General features: G+C 51.2%; 12 protein-coding genes. 7 read left to right on the plus strand and 5 right to left on the minus strand.

Annotated features, from left to right (window positions below):
* Window positions 1–70: 70 nt before the first annotated feature.
* Together YC6258_RS12015 and YC6258_RS31175 are read left to right on the plus strand one after the other, a co-directional pair.
* Window positions 71–589: a hypothetical protein gene (locus YC6258_RS12015; protein WP_044617207.1), complete on the plus strand. Its 519-nt coding sequence runs from the start codon at window positions 71–73 to the stop codon at window positions 587–589.
* A gap of 138 nt (window positions 590–727) precedes the next feature.
* Entirely contained in the window at window positions 728–853 is a 126-nt protein-coding gene (locus YC6258_RS31175) for a hypothetical protein (protein WP_281176353.1), read from the plus strand.
* Between the two features lie 109 nt (window positions 854–962).
* Here YC6258_RS31175 and YC6258_RS12020 read toward each other — a convergent pair whose 3' ends face one another.
* From YC6258_RS12020 to fes, 3 genes are all read right to left on the minus strand, one after another.
* On the minus strand, window positions 963–9,467 hold the full coding sequence (locus YC6258_RS12020) for an amino acid adenylation domain-containing protein (RefSeq protein ID WP_245627048.1): 8,505 nt from the start codon (window positions 9,465–9,467) through the stop codon (window positions 963–965).
* A 13-nt stretch (window positions 9,468–9,480) separates the two neighbouring features.
* Complete coding sequence (locus YC6258_RS12025; RefSeq protein ID WP_044617209.1) at window positions 9,481–9,696, minus strand: MbtH family protein; 216 nt, start codon at window positions 9,694–9,696, stop codon at window positions 9,481–9,483.
* 88 nt (window positions 9,697–9,784) lie between these two features.
* Window positions 9,785–11,089: an enterochelin esterase gene (fes, locus tag YC6258_RS12030; protein ID WP_169748962.1), complete on the minus strand. Its 1,305-nt coding sequence runs from the start codon at window positions 11,087–11,089 to the stop codon at window positions 9,785–9,787.
* 198 nt (window positions 11,090–11,287) lie between these two features.
* On the opposite strand from fes, the gene YC6258_RS12035 reads away from it, so the two are divergent.
* Window positions 11,288–13,423, plus strand: coding sequence for a TonB-dependent receptor (locus YC6258_RS12035; protein WP_044617210.1), 2,136 nt, complete (start codon window positions 11,288–11,290; stop codon window positions 13,421–13,423).
* 317 nt (window positions 13,424–13,740) lie between these two features.
* Here YC6258_RS12035 and YC6258_RS12040 read toward each other — a convergent pair whose 3' ends face one another.
* Both YC6258_RS12040 and YC6258_RS12045 read right to left on the minus strand, forming a co-directional pair.
* Complete coding sequence (locus YC6258_RS12040) at window positions 13,741–14,202, minus strand: hypothetical protein (RefSeq protein ID WP_044619981.1); 462 nt, start codon at window positions 14,200–14,202, stop codon at window positions 13,741–13,743.
* 101 nt (window positions 14,203–14,303) lie between these two features.
* Entirely contained in the window at window positions 14,304–14,534 is a 231-nt protein-coding gene (locus YC6258_RS12045; protein ID WP_144407623.1) for a hypothetical protein, read from the minus strand.
* Window positions 14,535–14,682: 148 nt separating this feature from the next.
* On the opposite strand from YC6258_RS12045, the gene YC6258_RS12050 reads away from it, so the two are divergent.
* The 4 genes from YC6258_RS12050 (at window position 14,683) to YC6258_RS12065 (ending at window position 17,037) form a co-directional block, all read left to right on the plus strand.
* Window positions 14,683–15,201: a hypothetical protein gene (locus tag YC6258_RS12050; RefSeq protein ID WP_044617212.1), complete on the plus strand. Its 519-nt coding sequence runs from the start codon at window positions 14,683–14,685 to the stop codon at window positions 15,199–15,201.
* Window positions 15,183–15,512 (plus strand): HNH endonuclease, encoded by a 330-nt coding sequence (locus tag YC6258_RS12055; protein WP_044617213.1) that lies wholly within the window; start codon window positions 15,183–15,185, stop codon window positions 15,510–15,512. Before YC6258_RS12050 ends, YC6258_RS12055 begins: the two co-directional genes overlap by 19 nt.
* A 314-nt stretch (window positions 15,513–15,826) precedes the next feature.
* Entirely contained in the window at window positions 15,827–16,201 is a 375-nt protein-coding gene (locus tag YC6258_RS12060; protein WP_044617214.1) for a nuclear transport factor 2 family protein, read from the plus strand.
* 329 nt (window positions 16,202–16,530) lie between these two features.
* Window positions 16,531–17,037 carry an SF0329 family protein gene (locus tag YC6258_RS12065; protein WP_044617215.1) on the plus strand — a complete coding sequence of 169 codons (507 nt, stop codon included), beginning with the start codon at window positions 16,531–16,533 and terminating at the stop codon, window positions 17,035–17,037.
* The last annotated feature ends 258 nt before the right edge of the window (window positions 17,038–17,295 follow it).

Below are 17,295 nucleotides of genomic sequence, written 5' to 3' on the forward strand. Positions count from 1 at the left end.
ACTCTAAAAATCCGTGATTATCCTCGGCGGCACATCCAGAACAGGCAAAGGATTAATTTCCCAGGCATTAATGAAGCTAATTGAAGTGCCGTATATTTCCATTGACCCTCTGAAAATGGCACTCGTTCGTTCTGTGCCGACCTATCAGCTGAATCCGGATGGGACATCCGTGAGTGTTTCAGAGGAGCTGTGGCCGTTTATTTCGACCTTGATTTTGAACTGCGTTGAAACGGGTGTTGAATATATCGTTGAAGGCGAAATGTTACCGAAACACGTGCATGAATTATCTGAAAATCATGGTGTATCCGTTGATGCCTGTTTTGTTGGCTACAAAGACATTTCCGCTGATGAAAAAGTGGCTCAGATACGAAAACACACAGGTCATCCGAATGACTGGACCTCTGGAGTATCGGATGCTGAGTTATATGCACTGATTGAAGAAGGTATTCAATATAGTGAGTATTTAAGTCGTGAGTGCCATACCTATGGTATTCGGTACATCGACTTTTCAACCAATTTTGACGAAGGGAAAACAGAAACGCTGGCCTATCTCGCCGCCAGGTTCCAGGCCCGCCATCAAACAAACTGATCATCATCATGATCGTTCTAAAAAATAGATCCAGAAGATCAGTTCATTGAAATTTACCCCGCCATCGGCTTTTTGGATACTGGGTCTGTCGCCAGCGATTGGTGCTGGCTTAACCTGATAACCACCAAGGAGCCTGACATGAAACAGATCTCAAAAAAAATAATCCGCAAGATTCGCCCGAATAAAGAAAAAGTCGCTGCTGCCAAGTTGATGTTCTGTAATTACGCTAATAATTACTATGGTGATCAGCTGTGCTCGAAGTAACCACAGTATTGAACACGAAGTAGCTGGCAAACCGGTTCTGGATGACGAGCCTGTTTGTCAGCTGGCGGTAACATGTCCTTTTTCAGGTACTTCCCTGTACCGTTTTTCCTTAATTTTGGTTGAGTATTGCGTTCAGCAGCGGCCCCAGGTCCGGCAATGAATCCGGCGATAGAATGTCTTCATGAGAACAGTCCAGTTCGTGGGTTTCCAGGCCATCGAGGTAGGGTTCCCAGCTGGCGTGTATGTCCATGTCCGCCGGTAATGTCTGGGTGGCGACAAACAAGGTGGCGGTGCCATGAAACCGGGGAGTGTGGGCCTTGGATAGCAGCCTGACGGAATCAGCGTAGTTGGCGACGATCTCCGCAAACATGCTGGCTTTTTCCTGTTCCATAAACGCATCCATGTGGTCTCCGGCGCCGGCCATAAACTGTTCCTGCTCCCGCTGTACTTCCTGTTCGGCTTCTTCCTCCACGGGTCCGTTCCAGTCCTGTCCTTCCGGCGGGTAGGTGTCGAGCAGACCGAGAAAGGCGACCTCTTCACCGAGGGCCTGCAACCTGGCTGCAAGGCCATGGGCAATCACGCCGCCGAGAGAATAGCCGATCAATCGATACGGTCCATGGGGCTGTATGGCACGAAGTTCGGTCAGATGCTGTCCACATACGGCAACCATATCCGCAGCGCTGGCGATTGGCCCTTCCGGTCTTGGGGATTGCAGGCCGATCATGGGGTAACCGGTATCGAGATAGCGCGACAGAGCACTGTATTGCCAGGCAAAACCAGAGGCTGAGTGAATGCAAAATAGCGGGGTTCCGTGTCCCTGCCGCATGGGTAGAACCGGACCGAACCCTGACAGGCTGCGATCATTGGTCAGGTGTTCATCCGCCAGTATTTTTGCCAGTCGGGTGACGGTCGGTGAGACCATGATCTGACCGACTGACACGGAGCGGTTCAATGTCCGGCGCAGTTCACCGGCCAGCCGCATGGCCAGCAGTGAGTGTCCTCCCAGGGCAAAAAAATCATCATCAGCGTAGATCTGCGCCATGCCCAGAGTTCGGGCAAAGGCACCTGCCAGAGCAGTTTCCAGACCCGGAGCCGGTAACCGGCGATGATCGGTGGAAATGGACTCTGGGTCGGGGAGTGCTTTGCGATCCAGTTTGCCATTGGCGCTCAGTGGAAATTCCGGCAGCTGCATGATGGCTACCGGCACCATATGGGCCGGCAGCCGATTGCTCAGGTGCTGTTGCAATAAGTGGGTGTCCATTGAAGCGGCTGCTGTCACATAGGCCAGCAGCTGGCGGCTGTCGGCACCGGTCATGTCGTTACCGGTCAGGGATCTGGCCAGCGCCACGGCTCGCTCAACGCCGGGATATTCCATGATGGCGGCCTCGATTTCCCCCAGCTCGATGCGCTGACCACGAATCTTCAGTTGGTCATCGCTGCGGCCCAGATAATCCACTGAACCGTCTTCCCGCCAGCAGGCGATGTCTCCAGTCCGGTACATGCGTTGACCATGGGCAAACGGATCGGCGACGAAACGGCTGGCGGATAAGTCCGGCCGTTGCCAGTAGCCCAGCGCCAGCTGGTCGCCACACAGATACAACTCCCCGGGCACGCCGGTCGGAACCGGCCGCAGACAGTGATCCAGAATACGCAGACAGGTATTCCAGACCGGCCGGCCAATGGGTATTCCGGCACCGGGTGAAAGCTGATCAACAATATCCAGCGCCGGTTGATAGGTGACATCCACTGCGGCTTCAGTCGGACCGTAGAGGTTATGCAATGGAGCATTGAAGAGCCGGGCATATTCGGTCACCAGGTCACGACTCAGCGCCTCGCCACTGCAAAATACCCGTCGCAGGGTCGGGCAGCAGGGAGGTGTTTGCGTTTCGCTGGCCGCCTGAACCGATGCCACAAATGCTGACAGCATGGAGGGTACAAAGTGCAGGGTGGTGATCTGCCGGGTTTCGATCAGTTCGCGTAATTGTTCCGGGTCCCGATGCGCATCCGGCGGGGCCATAAACAGCTGTGCTCCGGTGATCATCGACCAGAAAAACTCCCACACCGATACATCGAAACTGGATGGTGTTTTTTGCAGAATTACGTCGTCAGCTTGCAGAGGATATTCTGCCTGCATCCACAGCAGCCGATTAACGATGGCACCATGAGAAACCAGCACGCCTTTGGGGCGTCCGGTTGAGCCAGAGGTGTAGATCATATAAGCCGGGTGATCAATACCGATATCCGGCGTCGCCGGATAACTGGTCATCGCCGGAAGGCTTGGTGAATCCAGCACCAACAGCGATGCCCGATCATCAAAACGGGCCTGCTCAGCAGTGCAGGTGATCAGCAGCCGGGGTTGGGCATCCTCGATCATATAAGTCAGCCTTTCATCCGGATAACTGCTGTCCAGCGGCAGGTATGCCGCACCGGCTTCAATGACAGCCAGCAATGCCAGACTGAGATCGACGGATCGGGGCAGGCACACGGCCACGATATCGCCGGCACCCACGCCGTGATGTGCAAGCTGCGCCGCCAGTGCGGTGACCCGTTGTCGGACTGCAGCAAAGCTCAGCGTGTGCTCCGTATCGGCCAGTGCAATGGCGTCCGGAGTGTGCTGTGCCTGAAGGATCAGCAGGTCACGCAGGGTTTGTGGTTCAATCTGCCGGCCGGTGTCGTTGGTACTGCGGATCAGTGCCTGTTCCGCGGGCAGTTGCATGTTGAGGGCGGCAAAACTCTGCTCCGGACTGTCGACCAGTTGTTCCAGCAACATGAGCAGACGTTGGGAAATTGCCTGCGCCTGAGCCTGCGGAATACGGTACTCCATCAGAATGTTGATCTGGTCCTGGGGCAGAATCAAAACTGTCAGTGGGTAATGGGTATAGCCCCGGTTACGGATGGCAGTAAGGGTCGCACCATGGAAGGTCTGTTGTTGCAGACGATCATGATCGGGATAGTTTTCCACCACCAGCAGGGTATCAAACAGATTGCCGGCATCTGCCAGCCGCTGGATTTCTGCCAGCCCCAGGCCATCATGTTCCAGTAATTGAATCTGCTGTGCCTGAATGGTCTGCATTTGTTGCCAGAGATCCTGATCCGGATTTAACCGGATACGCACCGGTACTGTATTACTGAACAGTCCGATGTGTTCATCGATGCCGGCAATGGGGCTGAAGCGACCCGATACTGGTGATCCAAAGATCACATCGCTGCGTCCGCTCATGGCTGACAGCACCATTGCCCATAGGGTCTGCATGACGGTGTTCAGAGTCAGGCCGCACTCACGAATGCGTTGCCGCAGACGGGCTTCGAGCTCAGGATGCAGGCGCAGGTTCAGTTCGCTGACTTCCGTTGCCAGCGTCGTGTGTTCGAACAGGAGCGAGGGTACCGCCTGATCGAGCGTTTGCTGCCACAGTGCCCTGGCCGGAGTCAGATCCCGTTGCAACAGCTGGGTCACCACATCCACATAAGGAACCTGGGTGGCCGTCAGGTGTTCCGGTCCCTGGTCATAGGCACTGAGCAGATCGCGCAGCATGATCGGTGTGGACCAGCCGTCCACCACCAGATGATGGGCGCTGATAAACAGGCGATGTTGTTGTTCGGCCAGCTTTACCAATACTGCGTTGAGTAATGGAGCCGCACTGGTGGCCATCATGAAATCGCGGGTCAGTTCCTGATATTCGATCTCCGCCAGCTGGCTTTGCCGGGAATCTTCTGGCAGTGCTGTCAGGTCATGGAATTGCAGCGGCCAGCGCTGGTGATCACGCTCAGGGCTTAGCAGCGGCAGCAATTGCAGTAAGTGATCGCTGACTTCAGTATCGAATATGGCCCCAAGTTGCGGATGTTTTTGCAGTACTGCATCCAATGCAGCCTGCAGTCTCGGCCGTTCCAGCAGACCGGTGAAATCGAGACTGCAGATGGAGCTGTAGTGATTGTTCTGTTCTCCGAGTCGGGCATGGAACAGCAGACCTTCCTGCAATGGCAATACCGGCAGCACGCTGGCAATCGGGCCGTACAGCGCAGCGAGGGCATGTAGCTGACCATGGTCCAGCGTTAACAGCGTGATATCGGCGGGCACGAGGGTATCGGCCGCCTGAAGCGGCGACTGGCGGGCAAAGTCGGCCAGGGTCATGACCGCCATACTGAGCTGTTCCGTCAGCAGACCGATGTCCTCACGGCTGAACACACCCTCGGCCCAGCTCCAGTTCAGTGCCAGTCGCGGCGCGCCGTCGGCGTGGCTTTCGTCAACAAAGATATTCAATTCCAGCGGATAGGCCATGGGCATGTCAGCGGCCATATCGACGGCGAAGCTGTCGGCAAAGACACCGTTGTTAGCAGTGGGTGTCCAGTCAGTCTGTTGTTGATGAAAGCGGCCCAGATAGTTGAACAGAATCTGCGGGCCATGGCTTTGTTCGAGCGCTCGCAGCGGTTCTTTGTGGTGGGTGTCCAGGTAACGCAGCAGGCCGTAACCGAGTCCGGCATCGGGAATACTGCGCATAGCCTGTTTTACGGTGCTGACGATCACCGCCGGATGATCGAGCCGGCCTTGTCCAAGATCAACGCGCAACGGATATTCGGCGGTCAGCCAACCCACGGTACGACCAGGTTCGATGCCGTTTGCCAGCGTCTGGCGGCCATGGGATTCCAATGCCAGGCGGATGTCTGAATGCTGAAAATGCTGACTGAGGGCCAGACTGAATGCGCTGATCAGAGCTTCTTCCACACCGATTCGATAAGCATTGGGAATGGCGGTTAATAATTGCTTACTGATCTCGCTGTCGAGCAATAGTCGCTGGTGTCGGGCATGGCCGCAGGTATCGGTAGCCGGATTCAGTGGCCGTTGCCCCAGGTCGGTACGACCCGGACTCAGATGATACTGCCAGATTGCAAGTTCGTTCTGTCGGTTGGCAATATCGGCATGTAATGCATCTGCCCAGCTCAGGATGCTGATTTCTTCAATGGCTATTTCAGTACCACTGTCACTGACGTTTTCAACCGCCGCCTGCAATTCCGGCAACAGAATGCGCCATGACACCCCATCTACTGCCAGATGGTGAATGGCCACTACCAGGGCATGCTGGTGTTCTGCGGTAGAGATATGAACGGCATGCATCAATACGCCGGCATTGGCATCAATGATCTGATTGGCCCGCTGAAAAGCCTCATCTGCGGCCTGATCCAGGTTGTCACAGCTGATCAGTTCAGACAGCACCCGTTCATCCAATGTGGCTTCAGCAGCCGGAATCATGATCTGCTGGTCGTGCACTGCGGCTCTGAGCATGGGATGGGCAGTGCGCAGGGCCAACAGTCCCTGCTGCAATTGTTCTGTGGTGATGTGGGCCGGAAGCGTCAGCAGTACCGCCTGAGTGTAATGACCGGAGAGCCGGTATTGTTCCGCAAACCAGCTCATGATTGGCAGAGGTGCCAGTGTTCCTGAGGTTTTGACCGCTGGCCGTTCCCTTAGATCCAAGGCTTCAAGTTTGTGGGCCATAACCGCTGCAGTGCGACTGTTGAACACATCACGGGGACGCAGGCGATAGCCGTGCTGGCGCAGAACATGACCGAGGGACATGGCGGAGATGCTGTCGCCACCGAGGCTGAAAAAGTCTTCATCCGGACCGACCTGATCCAGCGCGAGACTGCTGGCGATTGCTTCGCAGATCAGTTGCTCCGCTGCATTAGCCGGTGCCCGTTGCGATTGTCCGCTGGTCATGACGATTTTCGGTAAAGCCGGACGATCAACTTTACCATTCACATTCAGCGGAAATTCCGCCAGTACCATCAGCGCAGCCGGCACCATGTAATCGGGGACTTTGGTTGCCAGTTGTTGTTTGATGCTCACGGCCGCAGACTCAGCGGTGTCCGGGTGATAATCCGGCATGACACAATACGCCAGCAACCGATAGGTATTGCCTTGTGGTTCTGCCAGCACCAGGGCATCAGAAACGCCGGGCAGGGAAGCGAGGGCATGTTCCACTTCGCCGGGCTCGACCCGAAAGCCACGAATCTGAATCTGAAAGTCGCTGCGTCCCAAATAATCAATCTGGCCATCGGCGCGCCAGCGAACCAGATCGCCGGTGCGATACATGCGTTCGCCGGGTCGGAACGGGTTGGCGACAAACCGGGTAGCCGTCAGTTCCGGTCGATTCAGGTAAGCGAGCGCCAACCCCGGACCGGCCACATACAACTCCCCGGTGACACCAACCGGAACCCGCTGCAACTGTTGATCAAGCACGTAGGCTTCGGAATTGGCGACCGGCCGGCCGATGACCACTTCGGCGCATTCACGCGCATTAGCCCCGAGGCTGTCGATGGTGTTTTCGGTCGGACCATAGAAGTTTTGCAATAACAATTGCGGGTATTTGCGGGCTTCGGCCCATAGCGCCGGTGAGGCCGCCTCACCGCCGACCAGTATCAGCGTCGGGTGGTGTCTGCCGGCCGCCATGAGACCACAATTGAACAGTTGCGATAGAAACGAAGGCGGCAGGTCCATGGTATCAATGTTGGCCTGGTGTATCGTCTCGACCACGGCTTCGGCATCACGTCGGGTATCTTCATCGATGATGTAGAGTTCATGTCCGAGTAGCAGCCAGAAAATCTGATCCCACGACGTATCAAATGAAAATGACGCGGTATGAGCGGCCCGAACAGTACGATTCAACTGTCTGGCAACAGGCAGGTAAACCTGTTCAGCGTGGTCCCACAGCAGGTTCAGCAGACCGCCATGGGCAATCATGACACCCTTGGGTTTACCGGTGGAACCCGAGGTATAAAACAGGTAGGCGAGATCATCCGCCGTCACTGCCCGGCCCAGATCATTGACTGTGACCGGGTGTGGAGCTTGTTGTTGCCAGTGTGTTCTGGTGGTGGTTTCATCCAGGCACAGCGTCCGTTCGAACTCTGGCAGCTGCGACAACATGTGGCTACAACTGATCAACAGTCCGGGACTGGCGTCCTCACACATATAAGACAGTCGTTCCAGTGGATACTCCGGGTCCAGTGGCAAATACGTGGCACCGACGGTCAGAATCGCAAAGATGGCAATCAGCATCTGTTCGTTGCGTGGCAGTGCCAGTGCCACGACATCTCCCGGGCGGATATTTTCCTGCAATAACAGCCGCGCCAACCGGGTACTCTGGTCGGCCAGCTGGGCAAATGTCAGAGTGGTTTGACCGGCAATAACAGCACTCTGATCAGGTTGTAACTGTGCTCGCTGGTAAAACACATCCATAACGGTCTCGAATGTGTCTGGTACCGTCAACCGCGGACCAGTCCCCCAGTCGATCAGCAGGCGTTGTTCCGCCTCACTCAGTAATGGAATCTGACCGATACTCCGTTGTGGCTGCTGTGCCAATGCGGTGATGAAATGTTGCAGACGCTGTGCATGCAGCTGGATCTCGGCCTGTTGGTAGCGGCTGCGGTTGCCCACCAGTTCAATAAACAGACTGCCGCCATGAAAGTGCAGACCAAAATCCAGATCATCCACTGGACCGGCGGCCAGGTGATGAGTGATTGCACTGACGCCGTTAAAATCGATTTCATAGTCGAACATGCGCAAATTTATGGTGGGACCGTAAAGTGCCCGGCCAGAACCGACGATACCGGCATCGCGCTGTATTTGCTCGGCATCGTAACGCTGATGTTGGCGCAGGGTTTTCAGGCTTTGTTGCAGGTGTTGGATGATTTCCGGCAGCTGCATGTGTGGTTCGATAGCGACCTTGAGCGGTAACACATTTACGGTTGGCCCACCGGTGGTTGCTGCGGCTGATCCCATGCGTCGCATCAGCGGCAACCCGACCACCAGAGCGGCGCTGTCGCTCATGCGCCGCAGGTAGGCCAGAATGGCGGCCATGGCACGTTCTGATTCGTGCTTTTCGGGGGCAATTTGAGCAAGTGCTGCAAGGGTCTCCGTGCTGATTTCCACCTGCTCGCGCCAGCGTCCGGTACCCATATCATTGGCGGAAAACTCCCTTAATGAGAGATTCAACGGTTTATCCAGAGTGCTGACATAGTCCTGCCAGAATGCTTTATCCCGTTCATATTTGGCAGAGGTTTCATAGTGCCGGTACTCATCAACCACTTCGGCAAATGAACTGAAGGGTGATGGCGAAATGGCTTGTCCCGCCTGTATTTGCCGATAGATATCCGCCACTCTGGCGGTAAAGGCGTTGAAGCTGTAGCCATCCAGCATGATGTGATGAAAACGTTGATACCAGAACCAGCGATTCGGTTCGATCTGAATGAGCAGTTGTCGGTACAGGCATTCAGAACCATCCACTGGTAATTCCTGATCGAGATCGGCCCGGATCACGGCCAGCGCATCTTGTTCGGACAATAACCGTTCTTCAACGGCCATAACCGCATCCGGGGTTTGATTCGTTGGCAAACGCTGAACCGGGCCTGTGTCGGTGTGTTGGTACTCGGCAGTGATGGTATCGATTTCTGCCAGCCCCTGATGAATGGCCTGTTTCAGCTGCTCACTGTTCAGGTGACCGCGCAGTTCAATGTAGTGGGCAATGGTGTAGGCGTTTCTCGGTGAATACAGCTGATCGCCTAACCAGATTCCCAATTGCGTGCTGGTTAATGGCAGTTCGATAAATGAAGTTGCTTTAGACACGGCAATATTCCTTTCAGGCGAGTTTGGTTCGCAGGCTTAATGGTCTGATATCCTGCCAGTGGCTTTCAATGTACTGCAGGCAATGAGACCGGCTTTCCGGGCCGCAGGCGGTTCGCCAGCCTTCTGGTATCGCTGCAAACGCGGGCCAGAGGCTGTACTGCTCCTGATCGTTCAGCAGCACAAAGAAGGAAAGAGAGTCGTCGTCGAAAGGGTTGGTTTGTGTATTCATGGAAAGATTACCTGAAGCAGAAATGTGTTCATGAAGAAGTGACCGGCCCATTGGCTTGTAAATCTGCCGGGGCCGGAGTCAAAGATTTTTACGTTTGCAGGGTCCACTGTATGCCGTCGATCACCCCGCCGCGCCAGCACAGAACGTCATGTCCGCCATCAAACTGACGATACATAAGATGGTGCCCGGCGGACAAAAGAGCATCGTGAATGTTGTGATTGAAGGCATTCATCAAGCCTTCGCGCCGACCCACTTCCATAAAAACAGTCAGCTGATCACGGGCACCCAGACCGGACAGTATTTGTTCTCCAAGCCACCCGAGCGCATCCGATGGCTGAACCGTCATGGTGTTTTCGTGGCGAATCAAATGATCATGCGGCCACCAGAAGGATCCGGATTGGGAAACCACCGCGCCGAATCGCTCCGGCCAGTGCAACGCGGCATACAATGCCGCCAGGCCGCCAAAGCTTTGTCCGACCACGACAGTTTTTTGCGGTTGATCGGTAAAGCTGTGAAACTGCCTGACCAGTGGCAGTAATTCCTGCTGTACGGCCTCCCAAAAGCGCCGGTTACAGGGCAGTTCCTCACTTCTGACAGCTCCGTTGATCGAATCGATCAATACATAGACCGCCGGTTTCATGTGACCCGCCTGAGTTTGTTCTTCTATGACCGGCAACACCGGCATGGCCTCGATCCAGCGTCGGCCATCGAGCAGAATTACCAGTGGCAGATTGGTATCGGGTTGTGATGCCGACGAATACACCCAAACCGGACGCTGACGTTGCAGCCGCTCACTGTTCCACTCCAGAACTTTCAGAGTGGTCGGCTGACAGGGATCACTTTTGCCGAAATCGATGTTTTTCCAGGGTTGTTGCGGAATGGCTCCCGGAAGATGCAGAGCTGATGCCGGGCCCCAGCCGCCAGTGTGAGTACGCCAGGGATTACAATCATCAGCCACTGCATTGGCGGCGATGGACAGCCACCATTGTCGCTGCTGTTCGTCATTGCCACATTGGTTTTGGGTATTCGGCAGTTCGTTGGGGCGCAGGGGAATAAAGCTATAACTGCCGCGCCAGGTCGCTTCGAGCACTAGTGTTTTAAACCAGATATCGGTGCCGCTGATACGCTCCAGCGAAGTGGGGGTCCAGCTATGGTGATCGGTCACGGAATTGACATCCAGCAGGACCTGGCAGATGTCTGACTGATGTTCCTTGCCATACGGATCACGCCAAAAAAAAGCCACCGTACAGGTGTTGTCATGGTGTTCCTCAATGACTGGTGTCCCACATGCCTGCAGCTTTTGCCACCATGCTGGTGAACCAGTATCAGCCATGCTCAGCCAAGGATGACGGATAGGGTGCGTGCTTATTGCAGACTTCGCTGTTGGAATCATGAATGTCTCTTGCTCTAAATCAGTTTTGGCATGATATCGTGTGAAAATATTATTGCGAATCATTCTCATTTTCAATAAATTTGTAAATATCGATTCAATTTCGAGGGAATGGTCGCAGCCATCGCTGCTGACATTTTGCAATTCAGATTTTGCACTGACGTGTTTGATTGGTGCATTCACACATGGGGAAGTACATTCATGTCGAATATCAAGTCCGCTGGCGGAAAAAAAACCGCAACTATTTATTCTCCTTCGCTGCTGGCGCTGGCGATTGTTGCAGCAAATGGAGCATTTTTGCCGAATGTGGCATATGCCGATGATGGTTCAATCAATCTGGATACCTTGATGGTGACTGGAGAGAAAGTTAAAAAATCCGCTAAAAAGACCACCACCGGTGTCACCGTTTTAACCGGAGATGCCATTGATGAGGGGGACAAAAAAGATGTAACCGATGTGGTGACCGAGGCCCCTAATGTCATCAGCAGCGGCAGTGGTGCTATTAATATTCGAGGTGTTGATGGCGGTGGGGCGGCAACCGGAGTGGTTTCATTTATTTCCGGCAGCCGGCCAAGAGTCAGTACGTCGATTGACGGTATTGCAGAATCCTGGGCAGGTTACATGTTCGTAAACGGTGACCTCTGGGATGTCGAGCAGGTAGAAGTCTTACGCGGACCGCAATCCACTAACCAGGGACGTAATTCCATCGGCGGTTCCATCGTTGTTCAAACCAAAGACCCAAGTTTTGATTGGGAAGCGGCGATTCGTGGCGGTTTTGAAACCGCCAATGACCACAATCGCTATCAGCTGGCCGGAATGGTCTCCGGACCGATCATCGAAGATGAGCTGGCTTTTCGTCTGGCCATCGATGGCCTGAATGGTAACGGTTATATCGATTACGCATATGCCGATGGAACCGATAAGGCCCCCTGGGATCCGTCCGAACAGGAAAACATCAACGTGCGCGGAAAACTGCTGTGGGAACCGGACTACATTGCCGGACTATCGGCCAAGTTAACCGTGAATCACCGTGAGGCGGAAGGTGAGTATCTGAACTTTGTGAATAACTACGACGATCACAACCTGTCGGACTACACCCTGACCCTGAGTGATTACACTAATACCCGCTATCAGGACTCAGAGGTGAACTCGTTTTCAACGGATATCGATTATGCGTTCAACGATGCCTTGAGCAATGTGCTGAGTATTACATACAGCGACTATCACGCCGCTTTCGAAGTGTATCCAGATAACTGGCCAAGAAGCATGGATTTGATCGAGAAATCCACCACAGTGGAAAACCGCGTGGTCTATGCACCGGCGCAAGGGCCACTCAGTGGCATGATCGGTTTTTATCTGTACAGCAGTCAGAAGGATCTCGATGTGCTGATCGAGCCGACCGATGGCGTATTTAACGATCTGTTTACCTCAGATGATGAAACCACCACGCTGGCGGTATTTGGTGAGGTGACTTACAACCTGATGGAGCCGTTGGATCTGATTCTCGGTGCGCGATTGGAGAACGAGCGCCAGGACCGCGATTTCGTCGCCAGTGCCTGGCAGGACACCCCAACCATCGACGCGGTAGAGGATGAAACCATGTTTTTGCCAAAAATCGGCCTGACCTATGCCGTATCTGCTGACACCGTACTTGGACTTACCGCCCGCAAAGGCTACAACGCCGGCGGTGCAACTCTGAACAATAATGATGAATACTATACGTTTGATAAAGAAGAAGTCTGGACTTACGAGTTCAGCACCCGTAGTACGTTTCTGGATAATCGCCTGAACGTCAGCACCAATACTTTTTACAATCAATACAAGGACTACCAGGCACTGAGCGGTATCGAAATCGAAAATATTCCAGAAGGCTACAGTTATGGATTCGAAGCGGAAGTACGCTCATCGGTAACGCCAACCCTGGAAGTGTACCAAACCGTTGGGTTGTTAAAGTCACTGGTGACTGAATCCACCGATGAGAATCCAGAATGGAAGAAAAATGAATTCAACTACGCACCAAGCATTAACTTCGGCTTTGGTTTGAAAAAATACATCGGGCTCAGCTGGTCCGCCGGTCTGGATGCCAACTATGTCGGTGAATACTATTCAACCATCAACAACGACGAAGACCGCACTGCCGGTGACTACACCGTGGTTGATATCAATCTGAGCTATAGTCGAGGCAACATCACGGTCGGTACCTATGTTAACAACCTGTTTAACGAACGGGTTACGCTGTCGCAAAGCAGCTACGGCAGTTGGTTTGATGCCGGTTATCAGGAAGCCAATCTGGGTGCACCCAGAACGATTGGTATGACAGTGGAATATAAAATGTAGTATCGCTGAAGGACTTCAGTGAGGTCTTATTAAAACCGGAAGAACGCACCCGTTACTCCGGTTTTTCCTTTCTTGGTATGAGATTGAGGTATTTTTTCCGATCTGACTGTCAATCACAGTTACGCGCTAAGTGATTTCGCCGTAAATGCGGGGTCTGGCGGGTTGTTGTTGGTAGGCTTTGGGAGGATGATGGCGTTCTCGAATCAGGTTCATCCCATCGTCTTGGGGGGTGAGCCGGAGAAAGGGGCATTTAAGTTGATCTTAGAGGGAAGGGATATTCCCTCACTGTTTTTTCCATCCTTATAAAACCATTCAGACTATTCCACGTTTTCCTCGACCAATGTGCCAATCAAATTATGAAACACCTGTAATTGCCGCTGTACCTGTTGTTGTTCCTCTGTCGTTAACGCCTTATATCCACTGAACATTGGCCAGCCATAACCCCAGCGATACCAGGTCGGAAAGTATGGCGACCCGCCCAACCGGACGCCGGCATGCATCAATATCGAGATACCACTTTCACCCATATCACTGACACACTGCTCCAGAGCCGCATCCGCCTGCTCGCGCTGTTCAAACGTACCGCCTTTCCAATAAGCATAGTCATGGCGAATACAACATTCTATCCATTTACTGTTGGCCGCCGGAGTGCCATCCGGAAAAACACTGCAACCATCAGTGGTAAACGGCTTGAGTTCGGTGTCAGCCAGTGCGTAACCCGGCAGCAACAGTAACGGTAATATGACTTTTAAGGCGTGTTTCAGCTTGTTCCTGTGCATGATCAAAAACTCCTGAATATTTTGATAACCGGGAAAGCAGCGTTTTAAATGATTTCCTGGTCCGTCAGTCTCCATCCTCTTGCTAAAAGATAGAACAACTTTTAACCATATGCTTCATCTTCATTCACCAGAGAGCCGATGACATCATCTAAGGTGTGGCAAATAAATCGGGTAAGTTTACGGACGTTTTTCCCTTGATCAAATCGCCGTGTCCCACATCCATCCGTCATCAGCCGGAAAATGTTACCGGGCTTGCCAATGCAGATAAAGCGATTATCCCCATCAAATGCAAACGGAATACCGTGCGTGATGTGATGGTTTTTTGTGCTCACAAACACCTGCGTCAAGTAAGCTGGTTGGAGGATACGAATATATTGTCTCCATAAACGTCATCGGTCACCATATGAACAATAAGGTAAGGTGACTTTTTGACTGAAAAGACGTCTTATAGATGTAACACTTGTCTCTGGAATGATTGATGTGAATGCAGATCACTCGGAATATTTGCTGGCTCCAAAATACGATAAATATCTCTATTTTGAAAAATTCGACTTTTTTATATTTTTATTGGCATTTTTTATTCTCGCAATAAAAACCACTATTTTCATACTTCTTGGTTTATGGGTAGCGGTCTTGATGTTGTTATTTGCTCTTGTATTCGTCGCCTATATGACTCTGTTCCATGCTCCTTATAAGCGAGCGAAGTTCATTCGAAATGGTGGCAGATATCGAATAAAACCTGGTCGCGTAGAAGTCTTAAGCTCAAACGGTGCAATCAGTACATGGAATGTCACCTATATGAATTGCAAAGTTCGACCCAAGAGAAAAGGACGGGTAGATATATCATTCGGAAAAAACCTTTTTGATTTTATAAAACACTATGGCAGCAAAGAAGCCTTTGGCTTTGTGGTTTACGGTATCGACCATAGAGACGTGAGCAATATGCTGGAAAGGCTCGAATTAAAAGGGAAAGTAAAAGGATGGGCTGGTGGGAAATAAATGAAGCGAAGGGAAATATCGATAACATAGTAGTTTACTATCGTTCCCAAGCACTAAAGCTTTATGTTGTTGCCCGTTCAAATGGCATTTGTGAGGGTTGTGGAGATCCTGCCCCGTTCAATACAAAAAATGGACCTTTTCTTGAGTGTCATCATGTGCATAGACTTGCTGATGGTGGTCCTGACGATCCCAAAAATGTTGTAGCTCTCTGCCCAAATTGTCATAGACGCGCTCATTTTTCTCAAGACGCAGAAGAGTATAACAATCTGCTAAAGGTTTTAGCGAACGAAGCAGAGAAAAATGCATTGTAATTAGTCACTCTAGAAACGATTTCGTTTTCAATACTCCATATTGAAACGAGTCACTTCTAAATTTATTTACTTGAGATATTATTGAATATGTTCAGATGTTTTATAGGTTTATAGAGCCTGAGATAAGCCGAATATCTGTGAACCAGGCGCTTCATATCAGCGCAAATCAGATTTTCACGTGTTATACCTGCGAAAATAAAGGCGTAGCTATAGGGATGGCAACCCATGCTAACGAGTGCGAGAAAGTAGGGTGCTGTCGCTCCAAAATGCCCCCTGTCTGCGGGCATTAATTGTATAAAATTTCGGAGAGGTTTATGGCCCCAAAAGATGTAGTGATTTCATTTTGGGAAGCGATGAAATCAAATGATTTTACCAAAGCAAGTGAATGGCTTTCGGAAGATTTTGAAGTGTTTTGGCCACAGAGTTCAGAACTTATCGTTGGACGTAAAAATTTTACGGCGGTAAATAGTTCTTATCCTGCGAACGGTAAATGGTTATTTGATATAAACTCTATTGTTTGTGAGAACAATACAGTTGTAACGGATGTCTTAATTACCGATGGCGAATTGAAAGCACGAGCAATAACATTTCACACGGTAGAGAATGATTTAATCTGCAAGCAAGTAGAATTTTGGCCGGAAGATTATCCAGCTCCAGAGTGGCGATCGAAATGGGTCAAAATAGTATGAGGTTTCAAATACAACTAACAAATCACTGCAGATGAGAAATATATGTCACGAAGCTTGGTACTAAAAATATCGGATCAAGTATTTTGCAAACGAGATAATCGTTAGGTATAAATGAAAATGTATGCAGCAGTTAAAAGATAGGAAATTTGAGAAGTATTATGTTTCTGTGCACTGGTAATAAGTGAATAGATATTCTGTTTATTTAGTTATCACCGGTTATTATATGAACAACTATGTAAGGCTATATAAATAGCACATTGAATCATGGTAACTACCAAATTATGAAAGGCACTGAGACTCATTTCGTTCTTGCGTGCTGTCGGTGCTAAATGGGTAAAGTCATGCAATGGAGTAAGCGAAAGAAAAAAGTAGAAGAATTCTTTTCTGATGCTGTAAGCGGAAGAGTCGAATTACGTTCTACTCATTATCGAGGAACCCACGACGAAGAGGGTCGTGGATATATCACATTCGATAAAACTGAGATATGGAGTATGTGCACGCTTTCTTTCTATTCCATCGAATACGAGAGAATTGATGAAATTGTAAATCGACTGGGTATTACGCCATATGAGGCGCAGAAAATTGCCCATGAAGAGCTGGCCTCAGAAGGCAAATTTAACCAATATACGTACTATGACTCGCTAGATGGGTACTGTAAAAATTCTATTGAGGCATCTCTGGAGTCTGATAATCTACTGATAAGATGCTTGGCCATGCTTGATTCCAGGCTCGGTAAACGTAGGCTCAGAAACATTGACCTATCTAACGAAAGTCCAAAAGTTGTGCAGTTCTACCAAATTCGCTGCGAGAGTGAGGGTATGTCATTTAACAAGTGACTTTGGTTCAAGCTGTAGCTAAAAATTAACAGGTCCACTCCTTACTATTTCACACCATGATGTTCAGGATGGTTAAAAAGTTTCCTCATGGTTTCTGTTGATGTCATTTTTTTGTTTCACTGTGCCCCACAGATCGATTTAGCTTTTGAGAGAGAAATGAACCATCGCTTTGTTTCTTTTCAGCAAGAATCAAATATCCGAACACCAACTCAAAAAATCATTCTTTAGTATGAGAACAGTTTTGTTTTTTCGTTCTGA

It is taken from the genome of Gynuella sunshinyii YC6258 (assembly GCF_000940805.1).
Taxonomy (GTDB): domain Bacteria; phylum Pseudomonadota; class Gammaproteobacteria; order Pseudomonadales; family Natronospirillaceae; genus Gynuella; species Gynuella sunshinyii.